20 protein-coding genes and 1 other RNA gene are annotated in these 22,737 nt (G+C 52.2%); 8 read left to right on the top strand and 13 right to left on the bottom strand.

All coding sequences use genetic code 11. The features are described 5' to 3' along the window. Positions 1 to 26: 26 nt before the first annotated feature. The 11 genes from ACO0K9_RS13475 to gyrA all read right to left on the bottom strand — a co-directional run bounded on the left by ACO0K9_RS13475 (position 27) and on the right by gyrA (position 13,791). A complete protein-coding gene (locus ACO0K9_RS13475) occupies positions 27 to 1,406 on the bottom strand; it encodes a UDP-glucose dehydrogenase family protein (RefSeq protein ID WP_422985694.1) in 1,380 nt (459 codons plus the stop codon). A gap of 168 nt (positions 1,407 to 1,574) precedes the next feature. Then, on the bottom strand, positions 1,575 to 2,750 hold the full coding sequence (gene lapB, locus ACO0K9_RS13470; RefSeq protein WP_422985692.1) for a lipopolysaccharide assembly protein LapB: 1,176 nt from the start codon (positions 2,748 to 2,750) through the stop codon (positions 1,575 to 1,577). Between the two features lie 131 nt (positions 2,751 to 2,881). Further along, positions 2,882 to 3,196 carry a LapA family protein gene (locus tag ACO0K9_RS13465; RefSeq protein WP_422985690.1) on the bottom strand — a complete coding sequence of 105 codons (315 nt, stop codon included), beginning with the start codon at positions 3,194 to 3,196 and terminating at the stop codon, positions 2,882 to 2,884. Between the two features lie 256 nt (positions 3,197 to 3,452). Continuing rightward, the gene (locus ACO0K9_RS13460; protein WP_110256992.1) at positions 3,453 to 3,758 is read right to left on the bottom strand and encodes an integration host factor subunit beta; all 306 of its coding nucleotides are present in this window, start codon (positions 3,756 to 3,758) and stop codon (positions 3,453 to 3,455) included. Between the two features lie 25 nt (positions 3,759 to 3,783). Beyond that, positions 3,784 to 5,487 carry a 30S ribosomal protein S1 gene (rpsA, locus tag ACO0K9_RS13455; RefSeq protein ID WP_422985688.1) on the bottom strand — a complete coding sequence of 568 codons (1,704 nt, stop codon included), beginning with the start codon at positions 5,485 to 5,487 and terminating at the stop codon, positions 3,784 to 3,786. Positions 5,488 to 5,619: 132 nt separating this feature from the next. Continuing rightward, positions 5,620 to 6,297, bottom strand: a complete 678-nt coding sequence (gene cmk, locus ACO0K9_RS13450) for a (d)CMP kinase (protein WP_422985686.1) — start codon at positions 6,295 to 6,297, stop codon at positions 5,620 to 5,622. A gap of 47 nt (positions 6,298 to 6,344) precedes the next feature. Continuing rightward, positions 6,345 to 7,682 (bottom strand): 3-phosphoshikimate 1-carboxyvinyltransferase, encoded by a 1,338-nt coding sequence (gene aroA, locus ACO0K9_RS13445; RefSeq protein WP_422985684.1) that lies wholly within the window; start codon positions 7,680 to 7,682, stop codon positions 6,345 to 6,347. An 84-nt stretch (positions 7,683 to 7,766) separates the two neighbouring features. Continuing rightward, a complete protein-coding gene (locus ACO0K9_RS13440) occupies positions 7,767 to 8,675 on the bottom strand; it encodes a prephenate dehydrogenase (RefSeq protein ID WP_422985682.1) in 909 nt (302 codons plus the stop codon). A 7-nt stretch (positions 8,676 to 8,682) separates the two neighbouring features. Then, positions 8,683 to 9,756, bottom strand: a complete 1,074-nt coding sequence (gene pheA / locus ACO0K9_RS13435; protein ID WP_422985680.1) for a prephenate dehydratase — start codon at positions 9,754 to 9,756, stop codon at positions 8,683 to 8,685. 246 nt (positions 9,757 to 10,002) lie between these two features. Continuing rightward, the gene (gene serC, locus ACO0K9_RS13430) at positions 10,003 to 11,106 is read right to left on the bottom strand and encodes a 3-phosphoserine/phosphohydroxythreonine transaminase (RefSeq protein WP_422985678.1); all 1,104 of its coding nucleotides are present in this window, start codon (positions 11,104 to 11,106) and stop codon (positions 10,003 to 10,005) included. A 21-nt stretch (positions 11,107 to 11,127) separates the two neighbouring features. Next, complete coding sequence (gene gyrA / locus ACO0K9_RS13425) at positions 11,128 to 13,791, bottom strand: DNA gyrase subunit A (protein WP_422985676.1); 2,664 nt, start codon at positions 13,789 to 13,791, stop codon at positions 11,128 to 11,130. A gap of 271 nt (positions 13,792 to 14,062) precedes the next feature. Between gyrA and ACO0K9_RS13420 the strand changes: the two genes are divergently transcribed. From ACO0K9_RS13420 to ssrA, 5 genes are all read left to right on the top strand, one after another. After that, positions 14,063 to 14,728 carry an OmpA family protein gene (locus ACO0K9_RS13420; RefSeq protein WP_422985674.1) on the top strand — a complete coding sequence of 222 codons (666 nt, stop codon included), beginning with the start codon at positions 14,063 to 14,065 and terminating at the stop codon, positions 14,726 to 14,728. Positions 14,729 to 15,034: 306 nt separating this feature from the next. Continuing rightward, complete coding sequence (gene ompA / locus ACO0K9_RS13415) at positions 15,035 to 15,694, top strand: outer membrane protein OmpA (RefSeq protein WP_422985672.1); 660 nt, start codon at positions 15,035 to 15,037, stop codon at positions 15,692 to 15,694. A 205-nt stretch (positions 15,695 to 15,899) separates the two neighbouring features. Then, complete coding sequence (ubiG, locus tag ACO0K9_RS13410) at positions 15,900 to 16,604, top strand: bifunctional 2-polyprenyl-6-hydroxyphenol methylase/3-demethylubiquinol 3-O-methyltransferase UbiG (protein WP_422985670.1); 705 nt, start codon at positions 15,900 to 15,902, stop codon at positions 16,602 to 16,604. A 57-nt stretch (positions 16,605 to 16,661) separates the two neighbouring features. Then, the gene (locus tag ACO0K9_RS13405) at positions 16,662 to 17,339 is read left to right on the top strand and encodes an HAD family hydrolase (RefSeq protein WP_422985668.1); all 678 of its coding nucleotides are present in this window, start codon (positions 16,662 to 16,664) and stop codon (positions 17,337 to 17,339) included. Between the two features lie 44 nt (positions 17,340 to 17,383). Then, positions 17,384 to 17,743, top strand: a transfer-messenger RNA (tmRNA) gene (gene ssrA / locus ACO0K9_RS13400). Between the two features lie 273 nt (positions 17,744 to 18,016). Here the strand turns inward: ssrA and ACO0K9_RS13395 are convergent. Both ACO0K9_RS13395 and ACO0K9_RS13390 read right to left on the bottom strand, forming a co-directional pair. Next, positions 18,017 to 18,430, bottom strand: a complete 414-nt coding sequence (locus tag ACO0K9_RS13395) for a hypothetical protein (protein WP_422985666.1) — start codon at positions 18,428 to 18,430, stop codon at positions 18,017 to 18,019. Positions 18,431 to 18,602: 172 nt separating this feature from the next. Further along, a complete protein-coding gene (locus tag ACO0K9_RS13390) occupies positions 18,603 to 19,526 on the bottom strand; it encodes a DJ-1/PfpI family protein (RefSeq protein WP_422985664.1) in 924 nt (307 codons plus the stop codon). 116 nt (positions 19,527 to 19,642) lie between these two features. On the opposite strand from ACO0K9_RS13390, the gene ACO0K9_RS13385 reads away from it, so the two are divergent. The 3 genes from ACO0K9_RS13385 to ACO0K9_RS13375 all read left to right on the top strand — a co-directional run bounded on the left by ACO0K9_RS13385 (position 19,643) and on the right by ACO0K9_RS13375 (position 22,560). Next, on the top strand, positions 19,643 to 20,782 hold the full coding sequence (locus tag ACO0K9_RS13385) for a sensor histidine kinase (protein WP_422985662.1): 1,140 nt from the start codon (positions 19,643 to 19,645) through the stop codon (positions 20,780 to 20,782). Further along, on the top strand, positions 20,782 to 21,531 hold the full coding sequence (locus ACO0K9_RS13380; RefSeq protein WP_422985660.1) for a LytR/AlgR family response regulator transcription factor: 750 nt from the start codon (positions 20,782 to 20,784) through the stop codon (positions 21,529 to 21,531). The genes ACO0K9_RS13385 and ACO0K9_RS13380 overlap by 1 nt, the downstream gene beginning before the upstream one ends. Before the next feature lie 270 nt (positions 21,532 to 21,801). Then, positions 21,802 to 22,560, top strand: a complete 759-nt coding sequence (locus ACO0K9_RS13375) for a hypothetical protein (RefSeq protein WP_422985658.1) — start codon at positions 21,802 to 21,804, stop codon at positions 22,558 to 22,560. Positions 22,561 to 22,737: the final 177 nt, after the last annotated feature.

Below are 22,737 nucleotides of genomic sequence, written 5' to 3'. Positions count from 1 at the left end.
TTCTCGTCCTTGATCTGCAGGCTTATTTATTGGTCGGCACGGGTCAGCACGGAACGGCCTATGCCATGGTATTCAATCCCCAGTTCGGTCATGACGGTTGGTTCAAACAGGTTGCGACCGTCAAAAATCACTGGCTGTTTCAGGCGTGCCTTGACTTCATCAAAGTCAGGGCTGCGGAAGGCCTTCCATTCAGTGACGATGGCCAGCGCATCGGCATCCACCAGGGCATCCATGGGGTTGGCAGCATAACGTATCGAGGCCAGTAATTCTGGCGCATCATAGAAATCCAGTTCCAACACACGCTTGGCTTCCTGCATGGAGACCGGGTCATACACCGCCACGGTTGCGCCCTGACGCAATAACTCGCCCAGCAGCACACGCGAAGAAGCGGCACGCATGTCATCCGTATTCGGTTTGAATGCCAGGCCCCAGATGGCGAAATGACGACCACTCAGATTGTCGCCAAAGCGTTGCTGTATCTTGTTGCCCAGCACTTGCTTCTGACGCGCATTGACAGCTTCCACTGCCTGCAGGATCAACAGGTTCAAGCCATAGTCTTGTGCCGTGCGTTCTAGCGCCTGTACATCTTTAGGGAAGCAGGAACCGCCATAGCCGCAACCGGCATACAAAAAGCTGTGGCCTATGCGCGGGTCAGAACCTATGCCATGGCGCACTGCTTCGATATCGGCACCAACATGGTCAGCCAGGTTGGCCAGCTCATTCATGAAGGAGATACGGGTCGCCAGCATGGCATTTGCTGCGTATTTGGTGAACTCGGCCGAACGCACGTCCATCCAGTAAGTACGTTCATGATTGCGGTTGAAAGGTGCATACAGTTTTTTCATCTGGCTGCGTGCTTTTTCACCCTGCGGTGTCTGGTCGCAACCGATGACGATACGGTCAGGGCGCATGAAGTCTTCGACCGCTGCGCCTTCCTTCAAAAATTCGGGATTCGATACCACAGAGAATTCTCCCGCAACAGAACGTGTTGCCAATTCTGCAGAAATAGCCGCACTGACGCGATCAGCCGTGCCCACCGGTACGGTAGATTTATCGACGACGACCTTGAAGCCAGTCATGTATTTACCGATGTTTTTTGCCGCAGCCACCACATATTGCAAATCGGCAGAACCATCTTCATCCGGCGGGGTACCCACGGCGATGAATTGTACGTCGCCATGCCTGACGCTGGCTTCTACATCAGTAGAAAACTGTATGCGGCCAGCAGCACGATTGCGTGCCACGATTTCTTCCAGGCCCGGTTCATGGATAGGGATGCCACCGTGGTTGAGGATATCAATCTTGCGCTGGTCAACATCCAGGCAAAATACGTCGTTCCCCAATTCAGCCAGGCAGGCACCTGTGACCAGACCGACATAACCTGTACCAATAATTGTGATTTTCATTTTTTGATCACCATATAAAAATAAGTCACGCTGCTTATCTCACTATCCGACTGTCCGGCACGTTCACTTCACAGCACTTATTCAAGATTCTTCACAGTACATCCCTGCTTCTGCATGGTGCGCATCACAAAAAAATCTGACCATGCTTAGCTCAGATGCAGGGCTTCGTTAATTCATTACGTTCAATTCTTCCGTGCGACGTGGCGGATAGGTTTCCCATTTGCTGCAACCCGGGCAATGCCAGTAAAACTGTCTTGCCTTGAAACCGCAATGCGAACACTGATAACGTGCCAGTTTCTGCGCATAGCCATGCACCAGATTTTTAACCACAGCCAGTTCAGGGCGGACTTCTGGCGGTGCTGACATCAGGCGTGCATCGAGCAATTTATCCAGGCCCAGCAAGGTCGGTGTGCGACGCAATTCATCGCTGACCAGCAAATGAACTGCATCAATGCCTTCCAGTTCCTGGGTGGCCTTGAAGACGACTTCCAGCAAATCTATCGATGGCGCTTCGGCCAGGTAATTTTTCAACAGGTTCAAGCCTTCTTGTGGCCGCTCAAGCTTACGATACCCGTCCATCAAACGTTGGGCTACCAGGGCGACATGCGGCACGCTTTGCTGCTCAACCCGACGCCAGGTCAGGACGGCTCTTTCCACATCACCATTGGCCAGGAACACATCGCCCATCAGGATAATCGCACGTACATTATGGCGATCAGTAGCCAGCGCCCGGTCCAGCATGGCCAGTGCTGCATCGGCATTGGTGTGCACCAGTTCATCCTGGGCGATTTCGCAATAGAACTGGGCGACTTCTTTTTGCCGTCCACCTGCGCCACATTCCTGCAAGGCATTCGCCGCTTCAATTGCACGCGCCCATTCTTTTTCGCGCTGGTAGATTTCCAGCAGCGCCCGCCTGGCCTGTGCTTCAAACGGGCCATTCACGAGCTGGTTGTAGGTTTCTTCGGCCCTGTCCAGCAAACCGGCTTTCAGGTAATCCTGCCCCAGTTCATACATGGCCTGGATCTTTTGCTCGTTCGGCAGATCTGGCCTGGCCAGCAGGTTTTGGTGGACACGAATGGCACGCTCGGTTTCGCCACGACGGCGGAAAAGATTGCCAAGGGCAAAATGCAGGTCCACGGCTTCTGGATCGAGCCTGACGATATCAATGAAGGCGTCAATTGCCTTGTCCGGCTGGTCATTCAGGAGGAAGTTCAAACCCTTGAAATAGCCACGCGGCAGGCTGCGCGATTCCGAGATCAGTTGCCGGATATCGATACGAGCTGCGACCCAGCCCAGTGTAAAAAACAGGGGTATACCCAGCAACCACCAAATTTCAAATTCCATATGTATTTTTTCTTGTTGAACAGGCCAGGCACTAAGACTGGGTAAGCTACTTATTGCTTGCTGCGGTCGGTATATCCCTTGTACAGGCATTTCAAGCCGCCTGCAGGTACACTGCCGCAGCGGCGCGTGTTTCAGGTATTGCGAATGCTATCAGCTGGCGGTGCCTGTGTGCTTGCCCTTTGCGCAGCTTCACGCTCTTTTTCAATTTCAGCCAGGGTTTTCTTGTGTTTTGACAAATCCCGGCGATGACGAAACACCATGGGCACCATCGCCAACGCGCCCAGCGTAGCGCCGGCAACAAAGAAAATCAGCAGCATGATGACCAGCGGTGCCGATTGCTGGTAACCAAAGAAGTATTGCAGGGTGACAATCTGATCATTTTTCAGGGCAAAGCCAAAGAAAAAGACAAACAGCACCGCCGTGAGAAACCTGGAGATATATTTCATGTATGCATCCTTGAAGATAAACAGGAACAAAACCCGGCTATCAGGCTGATTTACGCACAGTTGCGCCAGCCTTGCTCCATCTGCCCATTATGCCACTGCCACACTGGCATGGTGGGGCTGTCACGGTAGTCATCATTTGATAAAAGTGCATTGTACTGAAAAAAAACGGCATATCGGAGTACCGATATGCCGTTTTTATTTTTACATCGCTTGCGAAGCCCGATAATCCAAACTCAATACCCGAACTCAAGAGAGTTCAGTCATCGTGTATAGGCTGCCCGACCATGGCATCGACACGCTCGCGCAATTCCTTGCCTGGTTTAAAGTGTGGCACCCGTTTTTCAGGCACCATCACCTTGTCACCCGATTTGGGATTACGGCCTATGCGTGGTGGACGACTGTTCAGAGCAAAGCTGCCAAAACCACGAATCTCTATGCGCTGCCCGGTTGCGAGGGCATCCGACATGGCGTCGAGTATGGTTTTAACAGCGATATCCACATCTTTTGCTACCAGTTGCGGATATCGCTCTGCCAGACGAGCTATCAGCTCCGACTTAGTCATACGAATAAAACCTTATGACTTAAGCTTAGTTTTTATTGTCGAGCTTGGCTTTCAACAAAGCGCCCAGGCTGGTTGTGCCGGATGCTGCGTTGGAATCAGTAGTGGACATTTTTTGCATGGCTTCTTGTGTTTCAACGCTATCTTTAGCTTTGATAGACAATTGGATACCACGTGCTTTGCGGTCAATGTTCAATACCAGGGCTTCAACGCTGTCGCCGACTTTCAGGTGTGTACCGGCATCTTCCACGCGGTCGCGGGAGATTTCGGATGCACGCAAGTAGCCTTCTACGTCGTCTGCCAACTGGATGACTGCGCCTTTGGCTTCAACAGATTTAACTGTACCAATGACTACTGCACCTTTGTCATTCATTGCGCAGTAGTTGTTGAATGGGTCACCTTCCAGTTGTTTGACGCCCAGGGAAACGCGCTCACGCTCAACATCAATAGCCAGAACTATAGCTTCCAGTTCGTCACCTTTCTTGAAGCGACGTACGGCTTCTTCGCCGGTTTCGTTCCAGGACAGATCAGACAAATGTACCAGACCGTCGATATTGCCAGACAAACCGATAAATACGCCGAAGTCAGTGATGGACTTGATCGCGCCACGAACTTTGTCACCTTTCTTGTGGTTGATCGCGAAATCATCCCAAGGATTGGCTTTGCACTGTTTCATGCCCAGGCTGATACGACGACGTTCTTCGTCGATTTCCAGAACCATGACTTCAACTTCGTCGCCCAATTGAACAACTTTGTTTGGTGCAACGTTTTTGTTAGTCCAGTCCATTTCGGAAACGTGAACCAGGCCTTCGATACCTTGTTCGACTTCAACGAACGCGCCGTAGTCGGTCAGGTTGGTTACTTTACCGAACAGACGTGTGTTCGCTGGGTAACGACGGGACAAACCTGTCCATGGGTCGTCGCCCAATTGTTTTACACCCAGGGATACACGGTTTTTCTCTTGGTCGAATTTCAATACTTTTGCAGTGATTTCCTGACCAACTGTCAACACCTCGGAAGGGTGACGTACACGACGCCATGCCAGATCGGTGATATGCAACAAACCATCGATACCGCCCAGATCAACGAACGCGCCGTAGTCGGTGATGTTTTTAACAACACCAGTAACCACTGTGCCTTCTTTCAGGGTTTCCATCAGTTTTTGACGCTCTTCGCCCATGGACGCTTCAACAACAGCGCGGCGGGACAGCACAACGTTGTTACGTTTGCGGTCGAGCTTGATGACTTTGAATTCCATGGTTTTGCCTTCGTAAGGAGTTGTATCCTTAACTGGGCGTGTATCAACCAAAGAACCTGGCAGGAAAGCGCGGATGCCGTTCGTCAGAACAGTCAGACCACCTTTGACTTTGCCATTTACTGTACCAGTAACGATCTCGCCAGACTCCAGCGCTTTTTCCAGCGCGAGCCAGGAAGCCAGACGTTTAGCTTTGTCACGGGACAAAATAGTGTCGCCGAAACCGTTTTCCAGCGAATCAATCGCTACGGAAACGAAATCGCCGATATTAACTTCCAGGTCGCCCTGGTCGTTTTTGAATTCTTCAACAGGGATAAAGGCTTCAGACTTCAAGCCAGCGTTAACGATCACGAAGTTGTGGTCGATACGGACGACTTCAGCAGAAATCACTTCACCGGAACGCATATCCTGGCGTGACAGGGATTCTTCGAACAAAGCTGCGAAGCTATCTGCACCGGTTGCGAAATCTTGGGACATGAAAACAGTAGACATAGTATTTACGAGTTAGCCGGAACAGAACAAAGGCACTGTTTACCGGGTTAGGTTAAACATCCCTTTGACAACCTTGCGTTATCAAAGGCACTTATTGCAACACATTGAGCGGGAGGATTAAGAAACGATGCTTTTCTGTGCTTGCGCATACCAGACCAGCACTTTATTGACTGCTTCTTCAGCAGTTAATTCAGAAGTATCCAGGATGATCGCGTCTGGCGCAGGCTTGAGTGGCGCTGTTGCACGGGCACTATCCCTTGCATCACGTTCCATCAAATCTTTTACCAAGTTTTCCATATTAGCAGAAATTCCCTTTTCAATCAATTGCTTATATCGACGGCTTGCGCGCGCCTCGGCACTTGCTGTCAAGAAAACTTTCAAGCTGGCATCAGGGAAGATGACGGTTCCCATATCGCGTCCATCCGCCACCAGCCCGGGCGTATAGCGAAAAGCCACCTGCAAATCAACCAGGGCCTGGCGCACTGCCGGTAAAACCGCAATGCGCGAGGCGGCGACACCGACTTCTTCTGCCCTGACGGCATCGGTGACATCATCATCTTCCAGAAAAACATGGCCGTGCACGAAGCGGCAGGGCAAAGTTCTTGCCATTAAAGCAATGGCAGCTTCATCATCCAGGGCGATACCCTGACGGCCAGCCATTAAAGCGGTCAGGCGGTACAGGGCACCGGAATCAAGGTAATGAAACCCCAGGTGCTTGGCCACCCTGTGCGCCACCGTGCCCTTGCCCGAGGCGGTGGGACCATCAATAGTGATAACAGGACTACGCGTAGTCATAAATGCAAAAAAGCCCTATAAAACAAAATCAAACAAGATCAAACCAATTAAAACAAATCTTTGTGATTAATCTTGGCAAACACCTCAAAATAATCAGGGAAGGTCTTTGCCACGCATTTTGGATCGTTGATGCGCATAGTAGCACCACGGCGGGCATGACCATCCAAACTTGCCAAAGAGAAACACATTGCCATGCGATGATCGTCGTAGGTATCTATCGTCGCCGGTAAAATCTGTGCTGGTGGCGTGACCTTCATATAATCAGCTCCCTCCTCCACCGTTGCGCCCAGCTTGCGTAATTCGGTTGCCATGGCGGACAGACGGTCCGTTTCCTTGACGCGCCAGCTGGCGATATTGCGCAAGGTCGTGGTGCCATTGGCGTACAAGGCAGCCACGGCAATCGTCATGGCGGCATCGGGGATATGGTTAAAGTCCATATCAATGGCCTGCAAGACGCCATTTGAGCTGGCTTCTATCCAATTATCGCCACGGGTGATGGTTGCGCCCATTTTTTCCAGTGCTTCGGCAAAGCGTACGTCGCCCTGTATGCTGGCCCTGCCGACACCTTCAACCCGGATAGGTCCGCCCGCAATCGCACCCGCAGCCAGGAAGTAAGATGCAGAGGATGCGTCGCCTTCCACATGGATGACGCCAGGCGACACATAGTGCTGGCCCATCTTTACTGTAAAAGCCTGCCAGCCATCACGCTCTACCGTCACACCAAATTTTTGCATGAGGTTCAGGGTGATTTCTATGTAAGGCTTGGAAATCAGCTCGCCGATGACTTCTATCGTCACGTCATGTTCACGCGCCATCAGCGGTGCTGCCATCAGCAGTGCCGTCAAAAACTGGCTGGAGACATTACCCTTGACTTGCAGGCGCTGGGCATGGATATGGCCACGGCGTATATGCAAAGGCGGGTAACCCGGGTTGCCGGTATATTCAATTTGCGCACCGGCGTGGTTCAGCGCATCAACCAGGTCGCCAATCGGGCGTTCGTGCATGCGGTGAACGCCATGGATGGTGTAATCGCCACCCAGGACCGCCAAAGCGCCGACCAGCGGACGTATGGCAGTACCGGCGTTACCCATGAACAAATCAGCCTGATGCCTGGGGAACTGCCCTTTGACGCCCTGCACCGTGTAATTTTGCGTATCACCATCCTGCTCCCAATGCACACCGAGCTGGTTCAGCGCGTTCAGCATGACCAGGGTGTCATCCGATGCCAGCAAATCCAGGATCTGGGTCTTGCCTTCGGCCAGTGCCGCCAGCAACAGCGTACGGTTGGAAATGCTTTTTGAACCCGGCAACTTGACTGTGCCCTGCACCTGCATGACAGGTTGCAGATCGATGTGGTGTGGATAATGTTTGCTTGCTTGTGTCATGGTTTTGTTTTCAATTCTGATCTGAACGTTGAAGCTTGAAGGCTCACGCTTCAAGCACGGGTTAAAGAAACGCCAATAGCGTGCTCAATCCCCACCTTCACGTTGCTGTTTCTCGGCTGCCTCGATGGCACTGATCCAGTTATGCCGCGCACGCTGGGCATTGGCGTAAATTCCTTCAATACCGGCACTGTCCGCTTCCACCAGGTGCTGGCGCAGGATGGACAGTCTGGCGGTATAAGAATCCAGTTCCTGCAACATCGCGGCACGGTTCGCCAGGCTGATGTCGCGCCACATTTCCGGCGATGAACCGGCGATGCGGGTAAAGTCCCTGAAGCCACTAGCCGCATACTGGAACAAGGTATCGGCATGCGGCTTGCGGGCAATGTCATCCACCAATGCATAAGCCAGCAAATGCGGCAAATGACTGACGGCGGCAAACACGGCGTCATGCGCCGCGGGCTCCAGATGATGGATGATGGCACCACATTGCTGCCAGGCCCAGGCTACTCTTGCCACATCGGCATCCGTGTTTTCCGGCAGGCGGGTGATGACGGCTTTTTTACCAACATACAAATCCACCAGTGCAGCTTCTGGCCCGTTCAACTCACGCCCGGCAATGGGGTGGGCCGGTACAAATTGCGCAATCTTTTCACCCAGGCTGGCGCGTGCCGCTGCCACGACGTCGGCCTTGGTGCTGCCAGCGTCCGTCACTATCGTGCCCGTCTGCAGGTGCGGGTAAATCGCGGTCAATATCGCGCCGGTTTGTGCCACTGGTGCGGCAATCAAGACCAGGTCACAATTGCGCAACGCCTGTTCAGCATTGGCCGCAATGTCATCAATGATGCCCAGTTGTTGCGCTTTTTCCAGCGAAGCCTGGCTGCGCCCTACCCCGACTATATGCTCCACTGCCCCCGCCTTTTTCAAGGCCAGGGCAAACGAACCACCGATCAAACCTACACCAAAAATGGCGATGCGTTGAAAAGCCTTTTGCATCACGACCTCACAAAGTGCAAGGGTAAGAACCCAGCACTTTGAAGAAGGCTGCCTTGTCATTCAGCTCGGCCATGGCGGCGGCCACCTTGCCATCCATGACATGGCCTTCTACGTCGACATAGAAATAATATTCCCAATTGCCGGTACGTGCAGGACGTGACTCAAAACGGGTCATGGAGACACCGTGTTTTTCCAGCGGTGCCAGCAGGTTGTAGACAGCACCGGCTTTGTTTGGTGTAGCCAGTACGATGGAAGTCTGGTCTTTGCCGCTAGGCGTGGTCTGCAGACGGCCAATGACAGCAAAACGGGTACGGTTATGCGGATCGTCCTGGATATGTGCAGAGACGATGCCCAGGTTGTACTGGTGACCGGCAATCTCGCTGGCGATGGCGGCAACGGTAAAATCACCGCTGGCCATGCGTGCCGCTTCTGCGTTGGAAGCAACTGCGTGTCTTTCCACATGCGGATAATGCTGGTTCAACCAGGCCTGACACTGCGCCAATGCCTGCGAATGGGCGCAGATGCGACTTATGCCTTCCATATTGCCAGACTTGGTCATCAGACTGTGCTGGACAGGTATCGCCAGTTCACCACTGATGGCCAGGCTGGTTTGCAACAGCAGATCAAGGGTACGGTTGATCGCCCCTTCCGATGAATTTTCGATAGGCACGACACCAAAATCGGCGGTGCCGGCTTCGGTCGCACGGAAGACTTCATCAATCGAGACGCAAGGCAAAGCCTGTATTGCATGGCCGAATTGTTTGTAGACAGCCTGTTCACTGAAAGTGCCGACAGGCCCCAGGAAAGCCACGACTACGCGACGTTCCAGCGCACGGCAAGCCGACATGATTTCGCGGAAAATCAGTTGTATATCGTCGCTAAGCAAGGGGCCGGGATTGCGTTCCGCCACGCCACGCAAGACTTGCGCTTCACGTTCAGGGCGAAACACCGGCGCATTGGTTTCAGCTTTGACGTGACCGACTTCTTCAGCCACACGGGCGCGCTGATTCAGCAAATCCAGGATTTGTGCATCGATGGCATCGATCTTGATGCGCAACGGGAGTAATTTATTGTCGCTCATACTGTACCTAAAAACCGTGTTTGATAAGGTGTGGGCATGGCTGGCAGTGTTCTACCATGCTATGCCAGATCATACTTTGCTACTCGCCGGGCTTTTGATCCGGTTTGTCAGCGCCACGGTTTCCAGGTGATGGTGTTGTGCCATGCTCAGAAAGGGCTGACTGGAGCGAATATGACGTGATTAATAACGTGAATAATTAATAACGTGAATAAAACGTGAATAAAAATGATTGTAATGCAAGCGTGCTCAGGAATGCTTGCGGGCAAATTCCTGCATAAAGCTGATCAATGCCTGTACGCCTTCAATTGGCATGGCGTTATAAATTGAGGCGCGCATACCGCCTACTGATTTATGGCCTTTCAATTGCAGCAAGCCGCTGGCCTTGGCTTCTGCCAGAAATGCTGCATTCAGGCTTTCGTCTTTCAAGAAAAACGGCACATTCATGCGGGAACGGCTGTTTTTCTCCACGCGATTTTCATAGAACGCTGTGGAATCCAGGTATGCATACAACAAGCTGGACTTGGCGATATTCCTTTGCTCCATCGCTGTCACACCACCCTGTTTTTTCAACCACTGGAACACCAGGCCAGCAATGTAAATCGCGTAGGTCGGCGGCGTGTTGTACATGGAATCATTGTCAGCAACAATTTTCCAGTCAAAGGCCGATGGGCAGATTGGCAAGGCATGGCCGAGCAAATCTTCACGCACGATGACGATAGTCAACCCCGCCGGGCCGATATTCTTTTGCGCGCCACCAAAGATGACACCGTATTTCGATACATCGATCACACGCGACAATATATGCGAAGACATGTCGGCAACGATCGGTGCATCACCGGTTTCTGCAGCGATATCCGGCGCAAACTGGTATTCAACCCCATCGATGGTTTCGTTGGTGCACAGATGCACATAGGCGGCATCCGGTGTCAGCTTCCAGCTGTCACGTGCAGGCACGCCGGTATAGCGGCTGGCTTCACCAGAAGCCGCAATATGCACATTGCCATATTTTTTTGCTTCCTTGATGGACTTGCCCGTCCAGGAACCGGTATGGATGAAATCTGCCGTTGCCGGTTGTGGCTTGCGCCCCATCAGGTTCATGGGAACGATGGCGTTTTCGCCCAGACCACCACCTTGCAGGAACAGGATTTTATAATTGTCCGGCACCGCCAGCAGCTCACGCAAATCACTTTGCGCAGCGGCGAGGATGGACATGAATTCAGGTCCGCGATGGCTCATTTCCATGACGGACATGCCACTGCCATGCCAGTCAAGCATTTCGGCAGCGGCTTGCTGCAATACCTCTTTCGGCAAAACTGCCGGACCTGCAGAGAAATTGTAGATCGTCGTCATCTTCGTCATCTTATTTATGCATTACTCCGCGGCATCGGCTTCTGGTGCGCTGCCTTCTGCATCACTGGCACCGGCATCACCTGCTTCCAGGGCTGCGTCCACATCGGCATCCGTTTCAACGATACGTTGCAGGCCAGACAGTTTGGTTCCATCTTCAACGGCAATCAGGGTTACACCCTGTGTTGCACGGCCCATTTCACGGATTTCAGAAACACGGGTACGGATCAGGACACCGCCGGTAGTAATCAGCATGATTTCATCAGTGGTTTCCACCAGTGTTGCCGCTACCACCTTGCCATTGCGTTCAGATGTCTGAATCGCGATCATGCCCTTGGTGCCGCGGCCATGACGGGTGTATTCAGTAATCGGTGTCCGTTTACCAAAGCCATTTTCAGTTGCCGTCAACACGGATTGCTGTTCGTTTTCAGCCACCAGCAGTGCAATGACTTGCTGGCCTTCATCCAGGTTCATACCACGTACGCCACGGGCGGTACGGCCCATAGGACGGACATCGTTTTCATCAAAGCGTACTGCCTTGCCGGAATCAGAGAACAGCATGACATCATGCTTGCCATCGGTCAGCGCTGCGCCGATGAGGAAATCGCCTTCATCCAGGTCGACCGCGATAATGCCGGCTTTACGCGGGTTACTGAAATCAGTCAAAGGTGTTTTCTTGACTGTACCCAGGCTGGTGGACATGAAGACATAATGGTCTTCAGGGAAAGTGCGGTTGTCGCCGGACAAAGGCAGGATCACGGTGATTTTTTCACCGTCCTGCAATGGGAACATGTTGACGATAGGCTTGCCGCGTGAAGTACGCGAGCCTTGTGGCACTTCCCATACCTTCAGCCAGTACATACGGCCACGGTTGCTGAAGCACAAGATGTAGTCATGGGTATTGGCCACGAACAATTGTTCGATCCAGTCATCATCCTTGGTTGCTGTCGCCTGCTTGCCACGGCCACCGCGTTTTTGCGCACGGTATTCGGACAATGGTTGCGACTTCATGTAACCGGTATGCGACAGTGTCACGACCATGTCTTGCGGTGTGATCAGGTCTTCTGTACCCAGGTCGGTGGCGTTATGGGTGATTTCTGAACGGCGCACATCTTTATTGCCTTCGCCGTATTCATTGCGGGCCAGGGTCAGTTCATCTGTGATGATGACGGTGACGCGTTCTGGCTTGGACAAGATGTCCAGCAAATCGGCGATTTCTGCCATCACGTCTTTGTATTCATTGACGATCTTGTCTTGTTCCAGACCGGTCAGGCGTTGCAAACGCATTTGCAGGATTTCTTGCGCCTGGTCGTCAGACAATTTATACAGGCCGTCCGGCTGTATGCCGTAATGCTTGGGCAAGTTCTCTGGTCGGAAAGCGTCGATACCACCAGAATTGTCAGCCGCAGTACGCACCAGCATCTCGCGCACCATGGAACTATCCCAGGCGCGGGTCATCAATTCCTGTTTCGCAATCGGTGGTGTCGGTGCTGCACGGATGATGGCGATAAAGTCATCGATATTCGCCAGCGCAACGGCCAGGCCTTCCAGCACATGGCCACGTTCACGCGCCTTGCGCAGTTCAAACAAGGTGCGGCGTGTGACCACTTCACGACGGTGCGACAGGAAGCAGGACAGCATTTCCTTCAGGTTCAGCAACTTAGGCTGGCCATTCACCAGCGCCACCATATTCATGCCAAAGGTGTCTTGCAACTGCGTTTGCTTGTACAGATTATTCAGTACCACATCCGGCACTTCGCCACGTTTCAGCTCGATGACGACGCGCATGCCGGATTTATCGGATTCGTCGCGGATATCAGAAATACCATCGAGCTTTTTGTCACGCACCAGTTCAGCAATACGTTCCAGCAGGGATTTTTTATTGACCTGGTAAGGCAGCTCATCCACGATCAGTGCCGTGCGGTTTTCTTTGCCAAATTCTTCAAAGTGAGTCTTGGCGCGCATGACCACGCGACCACGGCCAGTGCGATACCCATCACGCACACCAGACACACCATAAATAATTCCGCCAGTAGGAAAATCTGGCGCCGGGATGATCTCGATCAGTTCATCGATCGTGCAATCGCTATTGCGCAAGACATGCAGGGCACCGTTGATGATCTCGGTAATATTATGTGGCGGGATATTCGTCGCCATACCGACCGCGATACCGGATGCGCCATTGATCAACAGATTCGGGATACGGGTAGGCAGAACCGAAGGTTCTCTTTCTTTACCGTCATAGTTGGGGACGAAATCGACTGTTTCTTTTTCGATATCAGCCAGGATTTCATTGGCAATCTTGTCCAGGCGGCACTCGGTATAACGCATCGCGGCGGCATTATCGCCATCGACAGAACCGAAGTTACCCTGACCATCAACCAGGGTATACCGCAGGGAAAAATCCTGCGCCATACGCACCAGCGTGTCGTAAATGGAGGCATCGCCATGGGGATGGTACTTACCCATGACTTCACCGACCACGCGCGCGCATTTGACGAAGGGGCGGTTATAGACATTGTTCATTTCGTGCATCGCGAACAAGACGCGACGATGCACAGGCTTTAAGCCATCACGCACATCCGGCAAAGCTCGACCTACGATCACGCTCATCGCGTAATCGAGATAGCTTTTGCGCATTTCTTCTTCAAGGGAAATCGGGAGTGTTTCTTTTGCGAATTGATCCATTGGCGGGCCGGCAAATTAGAGCTTGGTTAATTGGTAACGTCTTTCACAAAGTCTGACGTTTAACTCTTGATTCTAACATGCCTCCCCCACTGAATTCCATTTATAGCAATTAAGTCAGCTAAACCTGCAACCAGGGCACGTTGACCTGACAGGCTGTCAGCGGACAACACTGTCATTCAAATGACAGCCTTCACATAAATTTATATGATTTAATCAAAAGCATAATAAAAAACATCTGACAAAATAATCAACACCCCCCACGGAGACCACCATGTTAAAAAAATTGACAGCCCTTTGCGTGCTCGCAGCATTCGCCCTGCCCGTCTCAACAGTCCTTGCCCAAACCAGCACCGCTGCAGCAGCATCAGCACAAAACGCTGAACCTCCCGCGTCTGCCGCCTCAGCCACTACGGCGGTAACGCCCCCAGTGCCGGTGATACCACCTGTCCCACCTGTCCCACCTGCGCCACCTGTGCCACCTGTGCCATCTGTGCCATCTGTGCCATCTGTGCCATCTGTGCCACCGGCACCACCACCCAAGCGTTGTGATTTTGCCATTGCCCTGCAAAGTGATGAAATTTTTGAACACAAGAAATCGCTACAGTTACCTATACTCAATAGCAAGGGTAAAGAGCGCATCGATAATGAAGTCATGGGCAAGCTGGCAAACTGCATCAAAGTTGACCTGATTGTCGTGAGTGGTCATACCGACCTGATCGGCAGCCATGCGCAAACCCAAAAATTATCTGAAAAGAATGCCAATGTGGTGGTCGCCTACCTTGGCAGCAAGGGCTTGAATGCCGCCATGGATACCATGGGCATGGGCAAAACCCAACAAATCAAGTCTTGCGATGACAAATTGCCAAAAGCAAAACTGACAGAATGTCTTGCACCAAACCGGCGCATAGTCATCGAAGGACGTGGCCTGGCCAAATAATTGCAGTGGGGAAACCCATCTAATTTCTAGTCAGAAATCAAACATTTTTGCTTCAAAACTGGTATTAGCTTGCCGAAACACACATTTCGTTGTCAAAATACGACATATTTAACTAACTGTAACTTTGCCGATTTAACAATTTTCGTCTTAGTAATGATGATTATGGCAAAATAGAACGCATGTTGATTTATGGCAGTGAAGATGTTTGACGAAATAGTAATGTCATCATCGCCGTGTTAATATCTGGTTTTATGCAGTAATTCGCGCAGTTCATCTGCGGTAATAATCTCACCCGAGAGGAGAAATATGAAAAATTTAGTCAAGCTCGTTATCGCAGCGTCCGCAGTTGCATCCTTTTCTGCTTCCGCACAGCAAGATATCAAAGCCAACACACCTTACAGCGCTTATGTGCAAGATGGCCGTGGTGTAATTGCTCGTGATCCATTTGGTCTGTGCTGGCGCACTGGCTACTGGACACCGGCTGATGCGGTTCCAGGTTGCGACGCACCATTAGTACAACCAGCACCACCGGCAGCACCTGCGCCTGTGGTTGCACCTCCAGTCGTAGCTCCAGTTACACCGCCGCCACCACCACCAGCACCGACTTCTGAGAAAGTAACGTTTGCTGCTGACGCTTTCTTTGATTTCGACAAAGCTGTTCTGAAACCAGAAGCGAAAGTCAAACTGGATGACATGGCATCGAAACTGAAAGCCATCAATCTGGAAGTCGTGATCGCTGTTGGTCATACTGACTCTGTTGGCTCTGATGAATACAACCAAAAATTGTCTGTCCGTCGCGCTGAAGCTGTCAAAGCTTACCTGGTAAGCAAAGGTATTGAAGCGAACCGTGTGTACACTGAAGGTAAAGGCGAAAAACAACCAGTTGCAGACAACAAAACTGCAGATGGCCGCGCCAAAAACCGCCGTGTAGAAATCGAAGTTGTTGGTACACGCAACCTGAAGTAATTCAGCACCAGGCAAAACTCGTTTTGCTGCCAAAAACCCCGCATTTGCGGGGTTTTTTGTTTATTGGCTGTACATAAAGACCCTTATCCTCTACCCCGGCAATAATTTAGCTTTGCTGATCTTAGCCCCATGCGACCAGGGCTTGAATAGCCTACAATACGACTTTTGCAGTTTGTGCCCATGCGGGCATTTCCAGGTAAACACCATGTCCACTTTGAACGCTGATCCCGCAGAAATCCAAAAATTTAGTGAGCTGGCCCATCGCTGGTGGGACCCTGCTTCCGAATTCCGCCCTTTGCATGAAATCAATCCCCTGCGGCTGGAATGGATCAATCAGTTGGCACCCCTGGCTGGCAAGCGCGTCATCGACGTCGGTTGTGGCGGCGGTATCCTGGCAGAATCCATGGCAAAAAAGGGAGCCGATGTCACCGGCATAGACCTGTCCGACAAGGCCCTGAAAGTGGCGGACCTGCATGGTCTGGAATCTGGCATCAGTGTGCGTTATCAAAAAATTGCCGCCGAAGACATGGCCGAAGCAGAAGCCGGACAGTTTGATATCGTCACCTGCATGGAAATGCTGGAACACGTGCCCGACCCGGCGTCCATCATCAAAGCCTGCACCAAGATGGTCAAACCCGGCGGCCATGTATTCTTTTCCACCCTGAACCGCAACTTCAAATCGTATTTGTTTGCCGTCATCGGCGCAGAATACCTGCTGCAAATGTTACCAAGGGGTACGCATGACTATGCCAAATTCATCACCCCGGCAGAATTGTCGCAAGACATCCGTAACGCCGGGTTACAAATACAATCCATGAAGGGCTTGAGTTATAACCCCCTGACCCAAATCTATTCTTTGAACGCAGACACCAGCGTCAATTACCTGGTCGCCTGCACACGTCCAGAGTGAATTGAATAACCGCGCACCCTGTGCCGCCAGCCCAGGGAGCCATCTTGATTTTTTCCTATGCAAACACCTCAAGCAATCCTTTTTGACCTGGACGGCACCCTGGCAGACACGGCCCCCGACCTGGCAGCCGCCATCAACGTCATGCGTACCAAACGCCAGTTAGCGCCAGCCCACTATCAAAGCCTGCGGCCACATGCGTCTGCTGGTGCCAGGGGTTTGCTGGGTGCCGGGTTCAACATCACCCCGGAACACCCTGATTTCATCGCCATGCGCGAAGAATTCCTGAACCAGTATGAAGCCGCCCTGGTGGTGCACAGCACCCTGTTCAAACAGGTACCCGATCTGCTCAGGGGACTGGATGTATTGGGCGTCAGTTGGGGTATCGTCACCAACAAGGCCATGCGCTTTACCCTGCCAATTATCCCGCTGCTGGACTTGCAAGAGGCGCGCTGTGTGGTTTCCGGCGACACCACCCCCCATTCCAAACCCCACCCTGCCCCCTTGCTGGAAGCTGCAAGGCAACTGGGTGTACGTTCAGAAAACTGCTGGTACGTCGGTGATGACCTGCGCGACATCCAGGCCGCCGAAGCCGCCGGCATGACCAGCATTGCCGCCGCCTGGGGTTATTGCGGTGCCACCGAACCCAAGCACTGGAAAGCCGACGCCATCATCGACAGCCCGCTGGAATTGCTGGAACTGGTACGCGCCAAACATTTACAGGCCGTCAGCTCTTGAATCTTACGCCCACAGCCACATATGAGATATACTAGCAATGCTTAGGGGTCGACCAGGTTTCGACAGGGGTTGCAAAGCAGCGCAGGGCATACCGAGGCCAGACTACCTCGTAAATACAATCTGAACTATATAACTGCAAACGATAACTCGTACGCATTAGCCGCTTAATACCGGCTAACCTTACACCACTTCGTCCATAGGGTGGGCTGGCAACAGCAGTAAGGACATTCATATGGAATCGTCTTGAGCCGGGTTACTTGACTCTCGATTAAATAATAGGTAACTCGTCTTGCCGCAGCGTGTGCGTCCGCGTCGGCTGGATTAAATCAAATGGCAGCACTAAGTATGTAGAACTGTCTGTAGAGTGCTTCTGGACGCGGGTTCGATTCCCGCCGACTCCACCATCATTTTTCGACCAGGAAGTTGCTGGTTCATGTGGGTTGTTGCGGGTTATAGCTAACTTGCAACAACTATTTTTTTGTCGAAATTTGGCTGTTTCCTTCGCTACCCAGTCAGAAAAACAAACCCGCCATTAAGAATCATTTAAAAATCAATGACTTAATTGTGGACTTCGGTTTGAAAAGACAGCTTATTTTGGTTTTTTCGATCGGCTTGTATTTGGTATGAACCGGTTGCATTCAGCACAGGCTGCCTTCACCCGATTCATGCACTGCAATTTATTCTTGGGTTCCGGGTTTAACTTGACAGGAATTTTCGAAGGCCACGATATCCTCGATCCGGTAGAGAACCTTGCAGCCGATCTTAAGATAGGACAAACCCGTGTTCTCGGAGCCCCAGCGCTGAAGCCGTGACGCCGAGCATAGCCAACGGTCGGCCAGCATATCTTCGGATAGCAGGGTTCGCGGCTTACTGGATGTGGTCGTAAAGATTTTCCCGTGACTGTCAGGCACCTTCTTATGCGAGCGACTCGATGCCAGGTTGCGCTCTTCTGACTTTTCGATGCGCCTCAATGCACCCTTAAGAATTTTTCCGATTTCTTCTCCTCTTTGATCAGATGTCATATCTTTGGGATTCATGCTCATGCGTCCTACATCGACTTCGATTGGCATTGGCTTCTTCTTGGCGATCATAACTGGAGGCTCCCTATGAAATCTTCAGTTTCTCTCGCTTTGGCGGCGCAACTCTCTAAACTTATCGATTCCAACAACGACACTGCGGCCCAAGGTACGCTGCGTCATTGACGTCGGGATGGAACAAATCCCTCAGGAGAGGGCTAAACCTTGGGTATCAGTCACATCGCAACTATCCGACCAAAAACCTTGCAGGGCTCGCGTCAAATAGTTCTTTGTGGGCGCTCATGCAGAAATAGTAGGTCCGCCCCCGGTAAACGGATGTTGGCGCCGTCGCCTTGGCGACATCCATGTCGCACACTGCGCAAAGCGGATGGCGGTCTGTCGAAACGCGCCGCTTGGCGTAGGCCAGGTTGGAATCCGGGTTCAGCCAACCCTGTCCCTGATATTCCAGCGTATTGGCTGTGTTGATCGCGACGGTGCGACCGAAATACCGTTCCACGACGTGGAGAGCGAGGTCGATTCCGGACGAAAGGCCACCCGAACTTGCGAGCTTGCCTGACTCAACATAGCGGGCGCCTCGTTTGAGCGAGATGTCGGGAAACTCCATCGCGAATTGCGTATAGGCGCCATGATGTGTCGTGGCTGCACTTCCGGACAAGAGACCGGTTTTAGCGAGCAGAAAAGCGCCTGTACAGACCGACATCGTGAGATCAGCGGTCCGCGTTGCATTCACGATCCAGGCAAGCACCGCCTCGCTAGGGGCGCTCTGTGCAGGGATAACGATGACTTTAGGAGGGGGTGCCGTGGCAAACGTATAGTTGGGGACGATCGTCATTCCGCCGCTAGCCGTGATCGGGGCCGCGGTTTCTGCAACCGTATATGGCTTAAACGCCAGCTGGGTCGCGCTTCCGGGAATGCTGACGTTTTCAAAAACCTCCCACGGCCCGGCAAAATCGATGACGACGGCGCCGTCGGAGAGCAGGAAGGCGACCGGGATGCTGCCTTCGGCGGGCGGATGAAGCGGATTGAGCTTCGCAGGTGCATGCTTATCGCCTGCGCCTGAGGCGGTTTGCGGCTTGGCATTGCCAGTTCCGGGAAATGCCACTGTCAGCCCCATGGCCGTTGAAATACGAAAAAGGTCGCGTCTGTTCATTCTTTGTCCTCGGATATGCGGTAAATGATTTTCATGGTCTTCCTTATCAATTGATGAAGAGCAGCCAGTTTCCCATCCCTGTCCCGCATGCACGAGGCGCTTGGCTGCAGGTTCTCGTGGATTCGCTGCAAATCGTCGCTGGCCGTGGCATTTTCCCTTATGATTACTCCATGAAAACAAGCACCTATCCTTCGACCAATTCATGGCGCTACGTGGCAGGGGCCTGGCTGGCCCTCGCCCTGTTCGATGCGACCCAGACCGTCGTCACCATGCAGACAATGGGTATGCACCATGCCTGGGTGACGCTCTTTGCCGTGACGGCCGCATCCTGGGCGGTGTGGGTGCTGGCAACCCCTGCGGTGCTCGCTCTGTTGCAACGCTTTCCCCTGCGGACCAAGCAAGTCACGCCTTGGGGTGTGCATGCTGCAGCATGCATGGTGATAGGCGTGGTATGGGCCACATGGGCCGCGCTGCTGGAGCACGCGACAAACCCCCTGGCTTATTCTTCCGGCCCCGGCGCATTTGCAGATATTTGGCAGGCAAAGTTTCTCGGCAACCTGGTTGGCGACGTCATCCTTTATGGCGCTATCATGACGCTCAGCATGACGCTGGAAGCTTACAAACGCCTGGCGCAGCAGCAGGCGGCCAGCGCACGCCTCTCAGAATTGCTGGCGCAAACGCAACTCGCCGCGCTCAGGCTGCAAATCGAGCCGCATTTCATCTTCAATTCCTTGAATGCCGTCACCGGACTGATCCGAGAAGAAAAGGGCAACGTGGCGATTGCCATGATCGCCGCCCTGGGTGACCTGTTGCGCCGCGTGACCGACCAGTCGGACCGTCAATTCGTGGCCCTGGAAGAGGAAATTGCCTTCCTGCGTAAATACCTGGATATACAGCAGATGCGCTTTGCCGAACGGCTGCGTTACCATATGGATATTCCAGACGAGCTCATGCAGGCGCAGGTGCCTGATTTCATTTTGCAACCGCTGGTAGAAAACGCCATCAAACACGGCATTGCCAAGCGCGCCAAAGGCGGCGAGTTGAGGGTGCTTGCGACACGCGACGGCGCGTTGTTGACGCTGAGCGTCTATAACGATGGCGCGCTCTTGCCAGAGCAAATCCGGGACGGGGTGGGCATCTCCAACGCGCGTCAGCGCCTGATGATGCTATATGGGAACGAGCAGACGTTGACGTTGCAAAACCGGGCTGGGAGCGGCGTGCTGGCAACGGTTACCGTACCGTATCGCGAGATTTGATGAATAACAGCAATTTCCCATTGCGGGCCCTAATTGTCGACGACGAGCCGCTCGCGCGCAGCAACCTCGCCGTGTTGCTGGCCCGCGATGCTGGCATATTACTGGTTGGGCAATGCAGTTCGGCTGAGGACGCCTTGGCGGTGATCCCGGTTGCCAAACCCGACCTGGTGTTTCTCGACGTGGAAATGCCGGAATGCGACGGCTTTGAACTGTTAGAACGCATCGGACCTTCGCCGGATTTTGCAATTGTCTTTGTCACCGCCCACCATCAGTTTTCCTTGCGCGCGTTTGAAGTAGGGGCGCTCGACTATTTATTGAAACCCTTCGATGACCAGCGCTTTGAGCGCGTCCTGGCGCGCGTAAAAGAGCGACTGCGCGTTCCCGGCGAAACCCGACGTTTCATCATCAAGAACGGCAGCACGCTCGATGTCGTCAAGTTTTCGGACATCGACTGGATAGAGGCAAGCGATTATTATTCGACGCTCCATGCAGGCGACAAAACACATATGCTGCGCCGCAGCCTGGCGGATTTGGACATGCTATTGGCACCGCAGGGATTTTGCCGGATTCATCGTTCGGCCATCGTCAATCTCGATCGTGTACGCGCGCTGGAAATACGCGAGGACGGAGAATACGAGATAGTCTTGCAGTGTGCGCAGCGGTTGCGCATGAGCCGACGCTATCGGAAGCAGATTCTGAAGCAGCTTGGATCGACGTTGGATAATTTCCATCCCGGCGTTAGGAATTGAATCAACGGTCAATTGCAACCTACAGTGCGATTTCAAAATAGCACCGTTCTCATTGGATGCGTCGATGGAGAGTTTGTTGGAGAGCTTGAGCAAGTCGGTGGGCGTGGCGCTTTGGAATGAATTGCGGAATCAGGAATAGGCGAGGGATACTAACGAAAGGCTAGCGGTGAGAGAAAGATGTGATTCGCCTATGCTAGAATCAATGTTATGTCAATATCAATGGATTGACTTTTCAAAGTCATATGTCAGCTTCAATGAGCGGGGTACTAAATGCAATATAGTCAGGATGACTTGACCTTTTCTGCGCGTTGGTCCAATCGACCCTTCACTGGCCGTCAATATATTGATTGGGTAATTGGTTGCCTAAAGAACTTGGCACTAGTAAATGATGCGCTTACATCGTTATATATCCTTTCGGACGTGCCCGAAGGTGGTATTTTGATATCTGCGAAAGACGCTCGACTTGAGTCGCTTATCATTTCTAGTCTGGACCATAGTCGTACCTATATTGCTTCTGCAGGTGAAAAATTTGTGCCTGGAAGTGACCGCAACAAATTTACGTTGGATTCTAGATGTGGACTGGGGTTTCACACAGGGTTTTGCACTACTCTTGAGCCAGAGGTTCCAGGTATTACGATTTTGATGAACGCTGGGCGCGCCTTGCCAAATTTATCAGATCACTTAACGATTATATTCTCTAAGGATTCTGAATTTGTTCAAGATGCTAAGAAGATTTTTTTGAGTATGACAGAATATATTAAACCTAACGATGCCACAATTTGGCGAACATCGGTTTCTCCGTATCCTAAGCAACCGATCGGAGATCGGAAAGTCGGGTGGTTAACTTATTTTGATGATAAGGGAATTGTGGAATTACTTCCAAATGATATACGCACGGAATTTGTAGCAAATGGAGTCATTGTTCAGGCTTCTGATTACCCCCCCAGTCCTGGCGATAAAGTGCAGATTAATTCTATTTTGCAGATATTTAACGCATTGAAACCCCATGGAGTTTTGAACAAGCAATAATATTTGGGTATCCTTTTCACTACAACTTTTTCCGAGTGGTGAATCATTTGCGTCCGCGATTAAGTCGAACAAACAGCTTTTGGAGGTCAAAAATTTCATCGACACCTCCCGCTCAATGTTCTCGGCCGACATTGTGGGAAGTGGTCAATTTGCATTCAGGGCATTTCTAATTCAGGT

It is taken from the genome of Undibacterium sp. Ji50W (assembly GCF_049340445.1).
Taxonomy (GTDB): Bacteria; Pseudomonadota; Gammaproteobacteria; order Burkholderiales; family Burkholderiaceae_D; genus Undibacterium.
Note: the sequence above shows the minus strand (reverse complement) of the source record. Positions and strands in the feature narration are given on the sequence as shown.

What these genes read in the sequence shown, in the direction of transcription:
- ACO0K9_RS13465 (WP_422985690.1), bottom strand. Translation starts at nt 3,196, where the DNA reads ATGAAATATATCTCCAGGTTTCTCACGGCGGTGCTGTTTGTCTTTTTC.
- ACO0K9_RS13405 (WP_422985668.1), top strand. Translation starts at nt 16,662, where the DNA reads ATGCAAACACCTCAAGCAATCCTTTTTGACCTGGACGGCACCCTGGCA.
- rpsA (WP_422985688.1), bottom strand. Translation starts at nt 5,487, where the DNA reads ATGTCCCAAGATTTCGCAACCGGTGCAGATAGCTTCGCAGCTTTGTTC.
- ACO0K9_RS13390 (WP_422985664.1), bottom strand. Translation starts at nt 19,526, where the DNA reads ATGAACAGACGCGACCTTTTTCGTATTTCAACGGCCATGGGGCTGACA.
- serC (WP_422985678.1), bottom strand. Translation starts at nt 11,106, where the DNA reads ATGACGACGATCTACAATTTCTCTGCAGGTCCGGCAGTTTTGCCGAAA.
- ACO0K9_RS13475 (WP_422985694.1), bottom strand. Translation starts at nt 1,406, where the DNA reads ATGAAAATCACAATTATTGGTACAGGTTATGTCGGTCTGGTCACAGGT.
- ACO0K9_RS13440 (WP_422985682.1), bottom strand. Translation starts at nt 8,675, where the DNA reads ATGCAAAAGGCTTTTCAACGCATCGCCATTTTTGGTGTAGGTTTGATC.
- gyrA (WP_422985676.1), bottom strand. Translation starts at nt 13,791, where the DNA reads ATGGATCAATTCGCAAAAGAAACACTCCCGATTTCCCTTGAAGAAGAA.
- pheA (WP_422985680.1), bottom strand. Translation starts at nt 9,756, where the DNA reads ATGAGCGACAATAAATTACTCCCGTTGCGCATCAAGATCGATGCCATC.
- ubiG (WP_422985670.1), top strand. Translation starts at nt 15,900, where the DNA reads ATGTCCACTTTGAACGCTGATCCCGCAGAAATCCAAAAATTTAGTGAG.
- ACO0K9_RS13375 (WP_422985658.1), top strand. Translation starts at nt 21,802, where the DNA reads ATGCAATATAGTCAGGATGACTTGACCTTTTCTGCGCGTTGGTCCAAT.
- ompA (WP_422985672.1), top strand. Translation starts at nt 15,035, where the DNA reads ATGAAAAATTTAGTCAAGCTCGTTATCGCAGCGTCCGCAGTTGCATCC.
- ACO0K9_RS13380 (WP_422985660.1), top strand. Translation starts at nt 20,782, where the DNA reads ATGAATAACAGCAATTTCCCATTGCGGGCCCTAATTGTCGACGACGAG.
- aroA (WP_422985684.1), bottom strand. Translation starts at nt 7,682, where the DNA reads ATGACACAAGCAAGCAAACATTATCCACACCACATCGATCTGCAACCT.
- ACO0K9_RS13420 (WP_422985674.1), top strand. Translation starts at nt 14,063, where the DNA reads ATGTTAAAAAAATTGACAGCCCTTTGCGTGCTCGCAGCATTCGCCCTG.
- ACO0K9_RS13395 (WP_422985666.1), bottom strand. Translation starts at nt 18,430, where the DNA reads ATGATCGCCAAGAAGAAGCCAATGCCAATCGAAGTCGATGTAGGACGC.
- lapB (WP_422985692.1), bottom strand. Translation starts at nt 2,750, where the DNA reads ATGGAATTTGAAATTTGGTGGTTGCTGGGTATACCCCTGTTTTTTACA.
- cmk (WP_422985686.1), bottom strand. Translation starts at nt 6,297, where the DNA reads ATGACTACGCGTAGTCCTGTTATCACTATTGATGGTCCCACCGCCTCG.
- ACO0K9_RS13460 (WP_110256992.1), bottom strand. Translation starts at nt 3,758, where the DNA reads ATGACTAAGTCGGAGCTGATAGCTCGTCTGGCAGAGCGATATCCGCAA.